Raw genomic sequence first — 16,028 nt, forward strand, 5'->3', positions numbered from 1 at the left:
GAGTAATAAAAGTTACAAACAACCTGGAAACAGCGTATGCCTCTTCATAAACTTGAAAATTTTGATCCAAACTATCGAGAAACTTTTGGCGCAGACGATGTTAAAACACTGGAACTTTATACTGAGGGAGGAGACAGAGTTGGCTCAGTAGCTGATGTTTTAGTTGATGATGATGGTCATTTTCGGTATTTAGTTATTGACACAAGCATAGATTTTTTTGGTAAGAAAATATTACTACCAATTGGCCTGTCTCGGATTGATTATCCTGCAAGACGTGTCTATGTTGATGGGTTAAGTAGACAGCAAGTAGAAGGTTTGGTTGAGTACAAAGAAGACACAATCTTTGATCGCAATTACGAAGAAAAAGTACGTACTGGATTTCGTTCTCCAACTAGCGGTGTAACTTACGATCGCGATACATATAATTACCAGACAGAACCAGCTTTATATGGATTGAATGAGCAATCTCATCAAACTTTCAGACTTTATGAAGAACGATTGATTGCAAACAAACACCGCATCAAAACCGGAGAAGTAACGGTTGGTAAGCACATTGAAACAGACACTGCAACTGTTACAGTACCTATTCAAAAAGAACGAGTTATAATTGAGCGAGTTGCGCCAACAGAAGCAGGAAACGTTGTAGATCCCACTGAACTTAAGTTTCAAGAAGGCGAAGTTGCACGCATAGAAGTATACGAAGAAACGCCTGATATACGAAAAGAAGCCTTTGTGCGTGAAGAAATTCGAGTTAAGAAAGTAGTAGAACAGGACATTGTAGAAACACAAGAAACCATTCGTCGAGAAGAGTTAGATATTGATACTTCGGGGAATTTAAACGTGCAGGAACATGGCACTACTACACATGAAGCTATTTAATTAGCCGAGCGGTAAATTTATTTGTTAGATTTATCTGAAATAATCAAGCAGGCAAAGCTAATTTTTATCTCTGCCTGCATTTTTTATTAAACAACAAGATTCCAGATTCCTTTAAAAAGGCGAGAATCTAAACTTTAGAAAAATTTATATCTTGAGAAAGGATTTAAAAAAGTAAAATTGCACTTCATCTTGCAATTCTTTCGCGTCCTTACTTAATTCTTTGCTCTCCCATCAAAAACTAACTATAACTTTTGATTATTGAACTTTTGAAAAAGTTCATTCGCCAGAAAGAGGTAAACAAGTAATTAAATCGATAACTTAGTTGATAGGAGATGGGAAGAAAATTTTTGAGGAAAATATAATGGTTCTTTACAAATTACAAGATTTTGAGCCTAACTATCGTGATACCTTGGAAGGTCAAGACATTAATGGGCTTGGAGTTTATACACAACTAACTGACGAAAAAATTGGTACTGTCAGCGATGTTTTAGTGGATGAGGAAGGTCATTTCCGCTATCTAGTTGTTGACTTAGGCTTCTGGATTTTTGGTAAAAAAGTATTACTACCAATTGGTCGCGCCCGTGTTGACTATAATGTTAATCGCGTCTACACAATTGGCTTGACTAGAGAGCAAGCAGAAGATTTACCTGAGTTCAATGAACGTCAAGCCCTTGATTACGACTACGAAGAACGGGTACGTGGCGTATATCGTCAACCCACAGGCTCCACCCTTCCTTTAGAAGCATCACCACCTGTAGAAGCATCAATACCTGTAGATACAACCTATAAACAACCGGCCGCTACGCCAACGCCAACTTATAATCGTGATAGCTACAATTACGAACATGAGCCTTCTTTATTTGGGTTAAATGATCAAGATCATCAAACTCTGAGATTGTATGAAGAACGGCTGATTGCCAACAAACGCCGCCAAAAAACTGGAGAAGTATCCATTGGCAAGCGGGTTGAGACTGAGACTGCACGGGTTGCAGTGCCAATAGAAAAAGAGCGGGTTGTGATTGAACGTATAACTCCAGCAGATGCAGGTATTGCCGTTTCTGGGCGCGAAGCAGATTTCAAAGAAGGTGAAGTTGCTCGCTTAGAAATCCATGAAGAAACTGCTGACATTCGTAAAGAAGCATTTTTACGTGAAGAAGTCAGAGTTAGAAAAGTGGTCGATCAAGAAACAGTTGAAACCCAAGAAACTGTGCGCCGTGAAGAGTTAGATGTGAATTCTGGTAATCTTCCGATTGAAGAACGCTAACTAAGAGAGTGATTAGTTAGTAACTAACGATCAACAATCAATTCGACACAGTACAGGTGAGGCTGTAAAAGTAGCTTTGCCTGTGCTTGGAATATCTAACACCGCTTTAGCTTTTGGATTGCAAATATTGATCTGAATATGAGTTGGATAAATATATTTGCCACAAATATTTTCTAAATTGGTATTCAGACGAGCGATCAATACATTTAATTTAGCTAAGTAAAAAGCAGCTCATAAACATTAACTTTGCATTATGAATAGCCAACCGATGACAAAAAACATTGGACAGGCAAACTCTGACTCTCGTACTAGCACCTCCATAGCAGATTTAAGAAACAAGGTAAACAATTTTACGGTGTTCGATCGGCAAGGTCAGCTAGTAGGAGTAGTTCATGATTTAATTGTGGATACTAATCGCCGATTAAACCTAGTCATATCTAATCAGGCGAGTCAAGAAACTCTAGAATATGGTCAGATGTTAGCCAATAAACATCCTTCTTTATTTAGATTGCAGAGCCAAAGAATAAAAAAAATCGACAAGCCGACTAAATCTGTTTTCATAGACTTAAACAAATCAGAAATCGAATATATGCCTGAATATTTAGAAACAGAAACACCAGGCGATTCCTATGGGCAACCTGCTCCGTATGTACCCCCACTATCAGACAATTCAACTGAGCAACTAGTTAAGGATCAAACTACAAATAGCCCAGTTGAGGGAATAAATTTAGAAGAAGTTAGCGAAGAACAGATTATTCGTTTACTAGAAGAACGCCTATTTGTTAAAAACAGTAAGCGGAAAGTTGGTGAGGTGATTGTTCGCAAAGTAATCGAAACCCGGATGGTACAAGTTCCTGTCCGGCGTGAAAGGCTGATTGTGGAACAAATTAGCCCAGAACACAAACAACTCGCAGAAATTGATTTAGGTGAAGAGGAAATTTCTGGCGTTGACTTGACTGGAGTAGAAGGACTTGAAGTGACACATTTTGATAGTGGTTTAACGGTAAGCGGCGAATTTAGCTCACCGAAAACTGCTAGTTTATTGTTGAATGCGATCGCACTAGAGCAAAATCACGGTTGCAATCGAGTGCGTATTACCATAGCCGTTGAAGATGAGTCACATCAGCAAAAATACCAGGAGTGGTTTGATCGTTGTTCTAAAGATCAATCACCAAAGCGTGAAAAATAGGTTTCTAGCAGATAAATTAGTAGGGTGGGCATTGCCTACCCTATTTTTTTTGCTGATTTAATAACTTCAGCCCGGAGAGTGTCAAAATACTAAGCAGTTGCCGTTCTTTTGGCTACTTGCAATGAAATTTCGACTGAAGAGACTTTCACAGAAGAAACAACAGCGCCAGCGTCTGATCCCACCTATTCAGATTCAAGTTCAAGATGGAAAATTGGAGATTATCGGTATGGGTGTATGGCATTCCTACTGGCGCGATCCCTACCATTTGCTGCTAACGATTCCCTGGACTGGCTTTCTGCTGCTGATTTGTACTTTCTATCTAACTATTAATGCTCTATTTGCCCTAGCTTACTTCATAGGCGGAGATTGTATTGCCAACGCCCGACCTGGCTCTTTTTTAGATGTCTTTTTCTTTAGCGTCCAAACCCTAGCATCCATCGGCTATGGGGCAATGTATCCTAAAACAACTTACGCCAACATTATTGTCACCATTGAAGCAATGATCGGTTTGATGGGAATTGCTGTGATGACAGGACTAGCGTTTGCTCGATTCTCCCGACCTACAGCCCGTGTGGTTTTTAGCCGTATTGCAGTAATTACACCTCATAATGGGATGCCGACTCTCATATTTCGCAGCGCTAATAAGCGTCGCAATATAATTCTGGAGGCGCAGATGCGAGTCTACTTAATGCGTGACGAAATAACCCTAGAAGGGCAGTTCATCCGTCGATTCTACGATCTCAAACTGCTAACGAACCAAACACCTAGCTTCACGTTAAGCTGGTCAGTGATGCATGTCATTGATGAGTTTAGTCCTCTATATGGGATGACACCAGAATCCTTAACCCAGACAAATACTATTCTGATCGTCTCTTTGAGTGGCATTGATGAAACGGTTGCACAGGTCGTCCATGCCCGTCATACTTATGGTGCTAATGAGATTTTGTGGAACAATCAATTTGTCGATATCTTCTACCATACACCCGATGGACATCGCTACATTGACTACAACCGCTTCCACGATGTCTTACCTTTAGATGAAATGCTTTAAATGCTCTAAGACTTACTCTGAAGTCTGATTTTGTGTGGGTTGTAAGGGTTTAACAACGACTCGACCATTTTCAACTACAGTGTAATTTTTAACCATACTTTTGCTATGGTTAACTGGTACATCCTGGCACTGGTTTTGGTATGAGATATTTTGCTCCTGTTGTTGGTTCAGGACAACAGCACAACAGGCGCAGGAGGAAAAGGACATATAAAGTATTTTGATCTCTATATCTATTATCGCGCTACTGATGCTATTTGGCTGAAAAATTTGCTCTTGATATGTTTTGATCGTTTATGACAATCAGCAGAGTAGATGATCGCGTTTGTGCGCCTTTAGTAGTTCAGTGCGTATGTGCGAAACTATAGATGTAATACCATTTTTGACTTGAGATTTTAGATTTTGGATTTGGAATCGCCTTTTCTGTGCGGGTTCTATTAATCCATCTCTCGTAATCATTTTTCAAATTGGTATAAATATTTGCTTTCTTCTGCTTGTAGCCTGTTTGATATATCTATAGGACTTACACTTAAAGAAAGGTAGGGGCAATTCATGAATTACCCCTACGAGAAATCAAGGGTGTCACTGCCTTTGTACGTAAGTCCTAATCTAAACCAATTAAATAAGAAAGCGTTTATAGATCCCGCCCCGCTTTCCTCTCTGTCCAAAATTGTTTGCCAGGGTTAGACAGTAGGTTTTTCTAATGAAAAAATTTTTGAGATACCTGGGTTTAGGTTTGCTATCTACCTTTTTGACTTCTACTCCCGGATTGGCCGCTGAACGCATTAGCTTTTACTACCCTCCCTTCGGCGAATTCTACTTGTCGGTGGACTCGCTGGAAACTTTTGCCAAAGTTGGCAAAATCGATCAAGATTTTTCATTTTATGCTAGCCGTGCTACGCCCCAACAACTTGCTCAACTGCGGGATCTGCTCCAGCAAAAATTTAATGTCACTCCTACTTTGGTGTCTCAGCTGACTTACTCACCTATAGGCGAACAAGTAATGGAACAATTGGGAAAATTACTCCTTACTGAATCTGGAAAGAATGGCTTCTATGCTATACGTGCCTCTTTTATTTTGGCTGCTGCTGACAAGCAAGAGGGTTTAACGGTTGTGAATTTGCTGCGGAAATTTCCTAGCAATACTGTGCGGCTGAATTTCACAGAGGGGTTAAGGATAGTTGATGACTTGTCACAATTGATCAAGAAAAAGGATCAAGTTTTTGCCTCTCTTCAAAAAGAAGCGATCGCCGAAGCCGCCAATTCAACCGTTGACTTCTCAAAACAAGCAGATTTGCGATCGCCAGGAAAATTCCTCTGGCAGAAAAAAAGCATAGAGCTAAATGACATTTCTCGCTCGCGCCGTCTACCGATAGATATCTATTTACCTACAACTCAAAACTCAAAACTGGCTAAAGACCCCCCTAACACAAATCAAAGTTCTCTGTCTTCTCCCTTTCCCCTGATTGTAATTTCTCATGGCATCGCCTCAGACCGCTCTACCTTTGTCTATCTGGCTGAACATCTAGCATCTTATGGTTTTGCTGTTGCTGTACTAGAACACCCTGGTAGTAATGCCAAACGCTTTCAGGAATACTTTGCAGGTTTGGCAAGACCACCAGAACCAGCAGAATTTATCAACCGATCTTTGGATATCAAGTATCTACTCGACGAACTCCAGCGTCTAGATAAATCTGATCCCAGCCTCCAGAAAAAACTCAATTTTCAGCAAATTGGGGCGATTGGTCAATCTTTTGGTGGTTATACTGTTTTGACTCTAGCAGGAGCAAAGATCAACTTTGAGCAACTGCGCCAAGATTGTAATCCCAATTATTCATCCTTTAATTTGTCGCTCTTATTGCAGTGTGAAGCAATTAAGTTACCTCCAAAAAATTATGAACTCAAAGACGATCGCATCAAGGCAATCATGGCGATTAATCCGATTGACAGTTCAGTTTTGGGTCAGAGCAGCCTGAGTCAAATTAAAATACCTGTAATGCTGGTAGCAGGTAGTCAAGATATTTTCGCTCCACCTGTATTTGAGCAAATTCGCCCCTTCACCTGGCTTCCTGAATCCAATAAGTACCTGGCTTTGATTGAAAACGCCACCCACTTTTCAGCGATCGCTGAACCTACTCCTGAAAATGATGTCTTACCTGTGCCACCTACCTTACTAGGCCCCGATCGCGATGCCGTCTATTCCTATCTCAAAGCCCTCAGCGTCGCTTTTATGGAAACTCATCTCCTCAATCGCCCTGAATACCGTTCCTATTTGCAGCCATCTTATGGCACTTTTATTAGTAAAGAGCCGCTTAATCTCAGTATTTTACAGTCGTTATCGGTAGCTCAACTTAATCAAATATCGAGTGAGTCAACTCCGCAGTCAGTCAAACTATCAAATCCTCAACCTACCCCTACGCCGCGTTAGTTATAAGCTGAAAAATATCTAAGTTGGATATTTTTTTATTTGGAAGTTCCTTAAATTCTTTCTGCCTCCTACCTTCTTAAGTAAATATACGGGGTAGGGTAGAAGGCAGAATATTATAACTTACAGCAACATTCCCGGTTTCTCTAAGAAGTTGGGGATCTTGCTATTCAGGAATGATTTAAATTTGTGATGCTACAAGTCTCAAAGATTCCTCTGATAAACTCAAAGCTAAACCCAAACAAATTACTATTTACACTAAAGTTTCAGCAGATAAAACGCTGTTGTAATTTGCATTAATAATGATGCCCTAGCCCTCTCCTATTATTTAAAAACATCAAAGCTCAGAAACTTTTATTATCAAAAAATCAGTAAATATGCTGATATAAATCTGCCGATAAATCAGTAAGTTAAACTATTGCAACCATCAACCAAAATCCTATACGCTTTTTTTTTCCTAAAGGATGAATTATATGATGTCAGCCAAATCACCGAGCAGTTTGTAGTAGGGACTTCAGCCCTAAAAACCAGGACTCAAGTCCTGACTACGAGCAAATATTTTTTATTCAGTTTGATTAACCGGACATGATATTTAGATATAGAAATTACCTAAAACAAGGCTATTTGTCAGGAAAATGAGATATTCGTACTTAGGGATTTATAAAAACTTATTTAAGAAAATCTTTTATATATATATACTTGTCGTTAAGAACTATTAAGAAATCCTTATTAAAGAATATTGCAATACCTTGATTTAATTGCTAACGTGTGTATGACAACGATGCTGATGAACGCTCTGAACTAGGAGAAATAAAATCTATGAGCTATACCGATTCAGCCAAGTATGTTAGGCTTTGACGGTTTAAAAACGAGAAACTTCTGCCTCGTATAGACAATTATGAGGGATTGCAGATTAACCAAGAAATATCTCGTTTGCTATTAGTTTCAGTTTAATTTTAATTGCGATTAATTATTTGTCTTACCTTGTGCCGACAAGAGAGTAGCCCTTGATTGTATTTATCGGCAATAACGAAGAGGTTGGTAAGACTTAGATTTTGGAGGATAAAACCAATGGAGATTCAAGGTAAAGTTGCCCTAATTACAGGGGCTTCGCGTGGGATTGGACGAGCGATCGCTGTTGAATTAGCGCAACAAGGCATCAAGCGACTGATATTGGTAGCACGCGATCGCCAAAAGTTAGTTGAGGTAGCTAACGAAATCGAAGCGATGGGAACAGAAACTGCGATCGTGGCATTAGATTTAACTCAGACAATTGAAGTAAATATCGCTGTTGCCCAACTGTGGCGCAATTTCGGACAGATTCACCTCCTAGTTAATTGTGCGGGAGTCGCATATCAAACCTCATTTTTGCAATCTAAAATGCCCCAAGTTCAAGAAGAAATTTCTGTGAACTTGTTAGGGATGTACAACCTTACCAGTCTGATTGCTAGACGCATGGCCAGCCAAAGGCAAGGGACAATCGTCAATGTATCGAGTCTGATGGGGAAAGTAGCAGCACCGACAATGGCGACTTACTCAGCCACCAAATTTGCCATCTTAGGATTTACCCAAGCTTTGCGCCAAGAACTCGCTGAACACAATATTCGGGTGATTGCATTACTGCCTTCCCTGACAGACACAGACATGGTGCGCGACTTAAAATTATTTCGCTGGGTGATCCCCATGACTCCCCAGGAAGTGGCTAAAGCACTCGTCACCGGAATGCAAAATGATTCACCAGAAATTTTAGTCGGATGGCAAAGCCATTTAGCTATATTGTGCCAACGCCTTGCACCTTGGTTGCTAGAGCTAATTTTACGAATCGCAACACCGCCAGCAAGAAAACAACAGCCTGGTGAAAGACTCAACAAATTGATCCCGAAACTGAGTTTTTTGACGAGAATCCATCGTTTCGGTGATTTGTTCTTGTCAAGAACATGATTTTTTGCATTTAAACTTTTAGAAGCCGCCTCCTTCTCTGCGGGTAAAAACGGGAGTAATCGACAAAAGTTAACTAGATTGACTCCAATTAGCAATCCTTACACACCCAACTAAATCAGCTTCTAACTCTAGACATGGGCAATCAGCATTTCGAGCAACGCATATTTTGCTAAAAGCTCTGAATCATGCCGATCGGAAATTTCTGACTAAAATCTGGATATTACAGCGCTTTTCAAGTAATTGGGATTACCCAACTCCCTATTCCCTGTCTCAGCCGTGGCATAAATACCTAAAAACTGCTGCAACAGATGGTAAACAAAGTTTATCAATAAATAGAACCTAAAGATGCGAATATCTGGGTAGACTGCACCGATGATTAAGTAAGTGGGTCAAATTAAATATAAAACCTCACCCCTGCCTCCGGCTTCCCTCTCCAAAGTATCGGAGAGGGATTGAGGGTGAGGTTTGATATTATATTTAATTACGCCTACCTACTTACTAGACTGCCTGAGTTTGCAGTTACTGAAAATCACCAAATTCAAAATGTCATAGCTCAGGGTATTTATTGTATATACGCTGAGTTAGGTGCTATTAGATACTGGCGCAAATTTTACAGATATACCTTATTTCGGAGCAACCAGAAATGCTTTCCTTCCCCACAACCCTGACTCCTTTGCCCGAAATCATTGATGGCTTACCGAATATTTCTGGTTGGGAAACAGAGGTTCTCTCTGTAGTTAACCACGATGAGCCAGTATTTTTACCAACAACGAATATCCGTTTAGAGGATGTAAATGCTGTATTTGCGATCGCCTTACACATGCACCAGCCAACTATACCTGCTGGAAATGGCGGTACACTCATCAGCAATCTGCAATATATGTTTGAACATCCCAACGAGGGGGATAACCACAATGCAGATCCTTTTGCCTATTGTTACAGTCGCATGGGAGACTTGATCCCCGAACTTGTCAATCAAGGTTGCAATCCCCGTGTGATGTTGGATTACTCAGGTAATCTTCTGTGGGGACTGCGGCAAATGGGACGCAGTGATGTTCTCGATAATCTCAAACGGATTACTTGCGATCGCACCTACCAACCTTATGTAGAATGGCTGGGTACAATGTGGGGCCATGCAGTTATTCCTTCTACACCCATAGCAGATATTAAATTGCATATCATTGCATGGCAACATCACTTTGCGGCAATTTTTGGTTGGGAAGCACTAGCGCGAGTCAAAGGGTTTTCGCCTCCAGAAATGCACCTCCCAAATCACCCTGATGCTCTCTTTGAATTTGTAAAAGCGCTGAAAGAATGTGGATATCGCTGGCTACTCGTTCAAGAACATTCTGTAGAAACAATTAGCGGACAATCTCTTACCCACAAACATTTACCACATCGTCTGATTGCCCGTAATTCTCAAGGCGAAACTATTAGCATTACAGCCTTAATTAAAACCCAAGGCTCGGATACTAAATTAGTAGCACAAATGCAGCCTTATTATGAAGCCAAAACATTATCCAAACAACAAATTGGCAGTGTATTTGTACCACCAATAGTTAGCCAAATTGGAGATGGTGAAAATGGCGGTGTGATGATGAATGAATTTCCTAGCGCTTTTAAACAAGCTTGGTGGGATATGGTAAATAACGGAGGAGGAAAATCAGGTGTTGTTGGAATATGCGGTACAGAATATTTAGAATTAATCGAAGCTGCTGGATGCAAACCTGAAGATTATCCAACTTGTCAACCAGTGGGACAACATCAGATTTGGGAGAGAGTTTCACCAGATAATACCCAACCGGAAGCTGTAGAAAATGCAATTCAAGAATTGAAGCAAATAAACTCTAATTTTCATCTGGATGGAGCCTCATGGACAAATCATATCAGTTGGGTAAAAGGATATGAAAATGTCTTGTCTCCTATGTATCAATTAAGTAGTTTATTCCATCAAAAATTTGATCCTTTACAGCAAATGGATTCAGCAGAAACTGTTACCAGACAATCTCACTACCGGAATGTTCTTCTACATAACCTTTTGCTACAAACCAGTTGTTTTCGTTATTGGGGACAAGGTTCTTGGACTGATTACGCACGGGAAATTTATCAACGTGGCGAAAATTTATTGCAGATGAATTGAACTGACGACTTGGGATTGGGGAGTTAATTTTTTAGAAAATGCTCCCTCAGTTTTTGTATCGTTATACCAATTAGCGATGAAGATGCACTTAATTATGAAACGAACCGCCAAGTACGCCATCGTGTAGCGTCTCGTAGAGAAGAGAGAAGGAGTAATAATTAAGTGCAAGCTCACCGAGAATCAGTATTAGATGAGGCAGAAAATAAAACTCAGGGAAAATGAGATTTAATTCAAATAAGTGGGAAATCTAATTGTAGGTTTATAGGTGCTGCCATCGGAACGTCGTTAGCACACTGATGTTAAAACTTACAATGAGGTAGTTGTGTTTCGAGTTTTTGTTGGTCATAGTGACGATCCTGATTCTCAAAATGCGATCGCAGAAGTTCTTCAAGAATGTACCCGTTCCCTTGCTGGCTTACTTGCTCAAGCTGGACTTTTATTCACTGCTATAGATTTTGACCATGCGTTAATTTTACAACGCATCCAGAATGCTTTCCCCGGAATTGAGTTAATTGGTGGAACTACAAATGGAGAAATCTCTTCAATTTTGGAGTTTCAGCAAGATTCTCTAACCTTAATGCTGTTTGCTAGCGATGAAGTGGAAATTCACTCAGGTATTGGCCGAGGAGCATCTAAAAATCCAGCCCTTGCAGCCCAAGAAGCGATCGCTCAAGCAAAGGCTAAGAGTGCATCATCACCACAATTGTGCCTCACTTTTCCCGATAGTCTTACGAGCAACGGGGTCTTAATTTTAGAGGGTTTAAAACAAAGCCTGGGTGAGCATATTCCCATCATTGGGGGCATGGCTGCTGATGACTATACCTTTGACAAAACCTACCAATTCTTCCAAGGTGAAGTGTTAAGTGATTCAGTGCCAGTGCTGCTGTTCTCTGGACAACTATTATTTTCTCACGGAGTTGCTAGTGGCTGGACTCCCATCAGTCAACGTAGGCGTGTAACTAAAGTGGATGGCAACGTAGTCTATGAAATTGACGGACAGCGTGCCTTAGATTTCTATCAGTACTATCTTGGTAAAGAAAGATTTGCGTCCAACTATGCCATCCACGCCCTAGCAGTTTTTGAGGATCGAGATTATTTCTATTTGCGGGCACCCAATGGTTACGATCAACAATCTGGTAGCGTTACATTCTTTTCTGATATTCCTGAACAGGCTGTTGTACAAATCACCGATGCAACTCGTGACAATATTCTGTTAGCTTCGGAGACATCCTTGAAAAATGCTCTAGCTGATTATCCCGGTGTCGAGCCAACAGCAGCCTTACTTATTTCCTGTGCAGCCCGACGGCGAATTTTGGGAACTCTAACTAGAGAGGAGTATCAGCTTGTCAAAACTCATTTACCAGAAGCATTGCCTTGCTGTGGTTTCTACGCTTACGGTGAAATTGCTCCTTTGGTGAAAGGAGGCCAAACGCAATTTCATAACAAAACTTTTGTCACATTACTAATGGGGACAAAATAAATAGTGCATGGATAACCAAGACAATTCCATACAAATCCAAGAATTGGAAAAGACAAACCGTATTTTGCAGAAAAAGCTGGAACGTTGTGAATCTGAACGTCGCCAGCTAGAAACTGACATTTGCACAAAAGAATTTTTACTGAAGAAAGTCATTTGTGAGTTAGAAGATTCTCAGACAGATTTGCAGCACAGAGGTCAAAAATTAGAAAATACCTTAGATAGTTTGCATAAAATGCAAACTCAAATAATCCAAAGCGAAAAGATGTCTGCTCTGGGTCAAATGGTGGCAGGTATTGCTCATGAAATCAACAATCCCGTTAGCTTTATTTACGGAAATCTCAGCTATATTAGCCAATACACCAATGACTTACTACGACTGGTGGAGCTTTATCACCGTCATTTCCCTCACCCACCTATTGAAATTCAAACCGAACGCAAAACCATCGATTTAGAGTTTTTAGAAAAAGACGCGATTATGGTATTGAACTCAATGAATATCGGGACAGAGCGTATCCGAGATATTGTGTTGTCACTACGTAACTTCTCGCGCCTAGATGAAGGTGAGTTTAAAGCGGTGGATATTCATGAAGGCATCGACAATACTTTGATGATTTTGCAGCACCGCCTCAAAGCTACTGACAAAAGCCCAGTAATTCAGATTATCAAAGACTACGGCAATTTATTTCATGTAGAATGCTGCGCCGGACAAATCAACCAGGTGTTTATGAATATTCTCGTAAATGCACTCGATGCTCTAGAAGAATTCAATACCAAACGAACTTATCAAGAAATCCGCGATAATCCCAGTTGCATCACGATTCGTACCTCTGTCATTGATTCGCAATGGGTAAAAATTGCGATCGCTGACAATGGCTCTGGAATTCCTGAATCGATTCAAAAACAGATTTTCAATCCCTTCTTTACAACAAAACGTGTCGGTAAGGGGACGGGAATGGGAATGGCTATCAGTTATCAAATTATCACTGAAAAACATGGCGGAAAGTTAGAATTTTTTTCGACACCCGGAAAAGGAACGGAGTTTGTGGTTCAAATTCCTATCCACTACCAAGGTTGGGAAGTCATCTAACAATTTGGGCATTGGGCATAATTCTGCATCAATTAAACTAAAGGTAATAAAATTTCAAATTTTGTACCTATACCAATCTGTGAATGAAAATTTAATTTTCCGCCATGTCTGACGGTGATAATTCGATAACTTACTGCTAAACTAGTATTTTTACTATTCTTTGTTTCCAAAGAAAAAGAGTCCATAATTTGCTGTTGAAATTCTTGAGACATTCCAGGGCCATTGTCAGCAATACGAACTAAGACCCAACGAGAATCTGGTGTATTTGGGTTGCTTGCTTCTTGCGAAATAACTTCTGTGGTAATCTCAATTCGAGGTTTTTGAACGCTCTTTGTCTCTTCTAAATGCAACTGCTGTCGCACTCCTTCATTAAGTAAAGTATCTACAACTTCGCTGAAAATATTCATCAAAACCTGGTTTAGCTGCCCAATAAAGCAATAAACTGGAGGCAGATGACCGTAGTATTTGACTATTTCAATTTCTCCTTGAAGACGACTATTAATTAATAATATAATACTATCTATGCAAGCATGTAAATCTACTGGTTTGGGATAAAGCTCATCAATATGACAGAAGTTTTGTAAACTAGTAACGAGTTTTTTTAATCTTTCTGCCCCGGTGCGGATACTAGCAAGCGATCGCGACAAATCTTGTTCTAAAAAATCAAACTCAATCTCTTCTTTAATCTGATTAATTGTCTGGGAAACTGATGGTAATTCTTGCTCGTAAACAGCTATCAGCTTGAGTAAATCTTGGCTGTAATTTGAAACATAAGTTATATTCCCCCAAATAAAACCCACTGGGTCTAAAATTTCGTGCGCTACACCGTCTACCAAACGTCCCAAGTTTGCCATTTTATCATTTTGGATCATTTGGGCTTGGCTGCGTTCATACCGCACCAAATTGTCGATTCCTCGAATTTGCCAAGAAATAACATTCAATTCTTGGACATCTAACAATCTATAAGCACCAGATTCTGTCTCTACTACAATTGGTTCGGCTAATAATTCTGGCGATCGCTTTAAGTTAAGTTGCATTGCAGTTAAAATCGATGTCGTATCAGCAAGCACTAACATCGGTATCCGCGCATAGCTGTAGAGAACAGCTAATGGTTCCTGAACTAACAACTCTTGTCCGAATGGGCGAATAAAAAATTCCAGCAATCGCCGCCGCGAAATCATCCCAATGAACTTTCCTTGTTCTACCAAAATTACTCCTGGTAGCAGGGGGTATCTTTCCAAAAAACTAGTTATTTCCATACCAGTGTGATTTGTTTCCACTGGAAAGTCGTACATTGGTAGTTCTTGGAGGGTTGACTCTAAACTGAGTTCGCGATCGCCACCAAGAGACAAAAATGGTGGTGAGATTTGGCAACTGTATTCTTCTGACACTAGACACCCTGATTTTTACAAATATTGGGTAAACAATAAGTTAATATTTTACATTCTGCCACCTGAGAAATTCGGTTTCGGTTTAGGTATCTAATAAAACTATTGGTATCTCAGGGTGAAAATCGTTCTCAGGTAACTGGAAGTAATTGGCGTGCGATTTATCTAAATAAAGGCAATTTAGAGAAAAACTACCTTCTACCTCCTTCAAAATCTGTGTGGAGAATATTTAGAGCGCGATGTCTACGACGGGCTACGCCTACGCAAGCTAAACTTAAAAATAACCTTTACAAAGAGTGGAAAAGGTAGTGTTATGACCTCTGTAACCAATCCACCCAGCGCCCTCACTCCTTTCCCTGACCATACCCAACTTCCTGAGTCTGATGGAACCTTTGTGAAAAATTGGCAAGAGCATCCCCAAAGTCTCCTACTAACTGACTCGATTACACCCATTCTCAAGCAATTAAATCCTGAAGATCAATATTGCATTGGCCAGGACTTAGGCATTTACTGGCGGTTGACCGATCCCCCTGAAAAAGGCGCAGAAGCACCAGATTGGTTTTATGCACCAAACGTACCGTTTTTGCTGAATGGGCAAACGCGACGTTCTTATGTATTGTGGCAAGAGTCTATTGCCCCGTTGATTGTCTTAGAATTTGTCTCTGGGGACGGTAGTGAAGAACGAGATAAAACTCCTTGGAAAGGTAAATTTTGGGTTTATGAGCAGGTGATTCGTCCTCCCTTCTACGGCATTTATGAAGTGAGTAAAGCCAGTATAGAAGTTTATCATCTGATTGAAGGACAGTATCAGATTTTACCAGCAAATGAACGAGGACATTATCCTATCATTCCCTTGGGTGTTGAATTAGGCTTATGGCAGGGAGTTTATCAAAATGTGGAATTACCCTGGTTGCGTTGGTGGGATTTACAAGGTAATTTGTTGTTGAGTGGCGATGAAAGAGCCGAACAGGAACACCAAAGGGCTGAACAGGAACGCCAAAGAGCAGAACAGGAACACCAAAGAGCCGATCGCCTAACTGCCCAATTGCGATCGCTCGGCATTGAACCAGAAGCCTGAAATTCTACTAGGAATTACGAATTACGTAAAGCCTGTAGCATGGCTTCGCTTAACGCAGAGAGTGCCGGAGGCTCTATTACGAATTAATTAAATCTGTGGCTTAATTTGT

12 protein-coding genes are annotated in these 16,028 nt (G+C 40.4%); 10 read left to right on the forward strand and 2 right to left on the reverse strand.

The window, feature by feature from the left end; translation table 11 throughout:
• Positions 1–36: 36 nt before the first annotated feature.
• The 4 genes from V7K38_RS10610 (at position 37) to V7K38_RS10625 (ending at position 4,383) form a co-directional block, all read left to right on the forward strand.
• Positions 37–879: a DUF2382 domain-containing protein gene (locus tag V7K38_RS10610; RefSeq protein WP_334857606.1), complete on the forward strand. Its 843-nt coding sequence runs from the start codon at positions 37–39 to the stop codon at positions 877–879.
• Positions 880–1,240: 361 nt separating this feature from the next.
• Positions 1,241–2,143, forward strand: coding sequence for a DUF2382 domain-containing protein (locus tag V7K38_RS10615; RefSeq protein WP_334857608.1), 903 nt, complete (start codon positions 1,241–1,243; stop codon positions 2,141–2,143).
• Positions 2,144–2,411: 268 nt separating this feature from the next.
• The gene (locus V7K38_RS10620) at positions 2,412–3,332 is read left to right on the forward strand and encodes a YsnF/AvaK domain-containing protein (RefSeq protein WP_334857610.1); all 921 of its coding nucleotides are present in this window, start codon (positions 2,412–2,414) and stop codon (positions 3,330–3,332) included.
• Positions 3,333–3,453: 121 nt separating this feature from the next.
• Entirely contained in the window at positions 3,454–4,383 is a 930-nt protein-coding gene (locus V7K38_RS10625) for an ion channel (protein WP_334857612.1), read from the forward strand.
• A 12-nt stretch (positions 4,384–4,395) separates the two neighbouring features.
• Here V7K38_RS10625 and V7K38_RS10630 read toward each other — a convergent pair whose 3' ends face one another.
• Complete coding sequence (locus tag V7K38_RS10630; protein ID WP_334857615.1) at positions 4,396–4,590, reverse strand: hypothetical protein; 195 nt, start codon at positions 4,588–4,590, stop codon at positions 4,396–4,398.
• A gap of 493 nt (positions 4,591–5,083) precedes the next feature.
• Here V7K38_RS10630 and V7K38_RS10635 point away from each other — a divergent pair, with 493 nt between their 5' ends.
• From V7K38_RS10635 to V7K38_RS10655, 5 genes are all read left to right on the forward strand, one after another.
• Positions 5,084–6,808, forward strand: a complete 1,725-nt coding sequence (locus V7K38_RS10635; protein ID WP_334857617.1) for an alpha/beta hydrolase — start codon at positions 5,084–5,086, stop codon at positions 6,806–6,808.
• 1,068 nt (positions 6,809–7,876) lie between these two features.
• A complete protein-coding gene (locus tag V7K38_RS10640; RefSeq protein ID WP_334857619.1) occupies positions 7,877–8,746 on the forward strand; it encodes an SDR family NAD(P)-dependent oxidoreductase in 870 nt (289 codons plus the stop codon).
• 643 nt (positions 8,747–9,389) lie between these two features.
• Positions 9,390–10,886 carry a glycosyl hydrolase family 57 gene (locus tag V7K38_RS10645; RefSeq protein ID WP_334857621.1) on the forward strand — a complete coding sequence of 499 codons (1,497 nt, stop codon included), beginning with the start codon at positions 9,390–9,392 and terminating at the stop codon, positions 10,884–10,886.
• Between the two features lie 322 nt (positions 10,887–11,208).
• Entirely contained in the window at positions 11,209–12,366 is a 1,158-nt protein-coding gene (locus V7K38_RS10650; RefSeq protein ID WP_334857623.1) for an FIST signal transduction protein, read from the forward strand.
• Positions 12,367–12,373: 7 nt separating this feature from the next.
• Entirely contained in the window at positions 12,374–13,453 is a 1,080-nt protein-coding gene (locus V7K38_RS10655; protein ID WP_334857625.1) for a sensor histidine kinase, read from the forward strand.
• 32 nt (positions 13,454–13,485) lie between these two features.
• Here V7K38_RS10655 and V7K38_RS10660 read toward each other — a convergent pair whose 3' ends face one another.
• A complete protein-coding gene (locus V7K38_RS10660) occupies positions 13,486–14,844 on the reverse strand; it encodes a sensor histidine kinase (protein ID WP_334857627.1) in 1,359 nt (452 codons plus the stop codon).
• A gap of 310 nt (positions 14,845–15,154) precedes the next feature.
• Here V7K38_RS10660 and V7K38_RS10665 point away from each other — a divergent pair, with 310 nt between their 5' ends.
• Positions 15,155–15,919 carry a Uma2 family endonuclease gene (locus V7K38_RS10665; RefSeq protein WP_334857628.1) on the forward strand — a complete coding sequence of 255 codons (765 nt, stop codon included), beginning with the start codon at positions 15,155–15,157 and terminating at the stop codon, positions 15,917–15,919.
• The last annotated feature ends 109 nt before the right edge of the window (positions 15,920–16,028 follow it).

This window comes from Nostoc sp. (assembly GCF_036917465.1).
In the GTDB taxonomy this organism is placed as follows: Bacteria; Cyanobacteriota; Cyanobacteriia; order Cyanobacteriales; family Nostocaceae; genus Nostoc.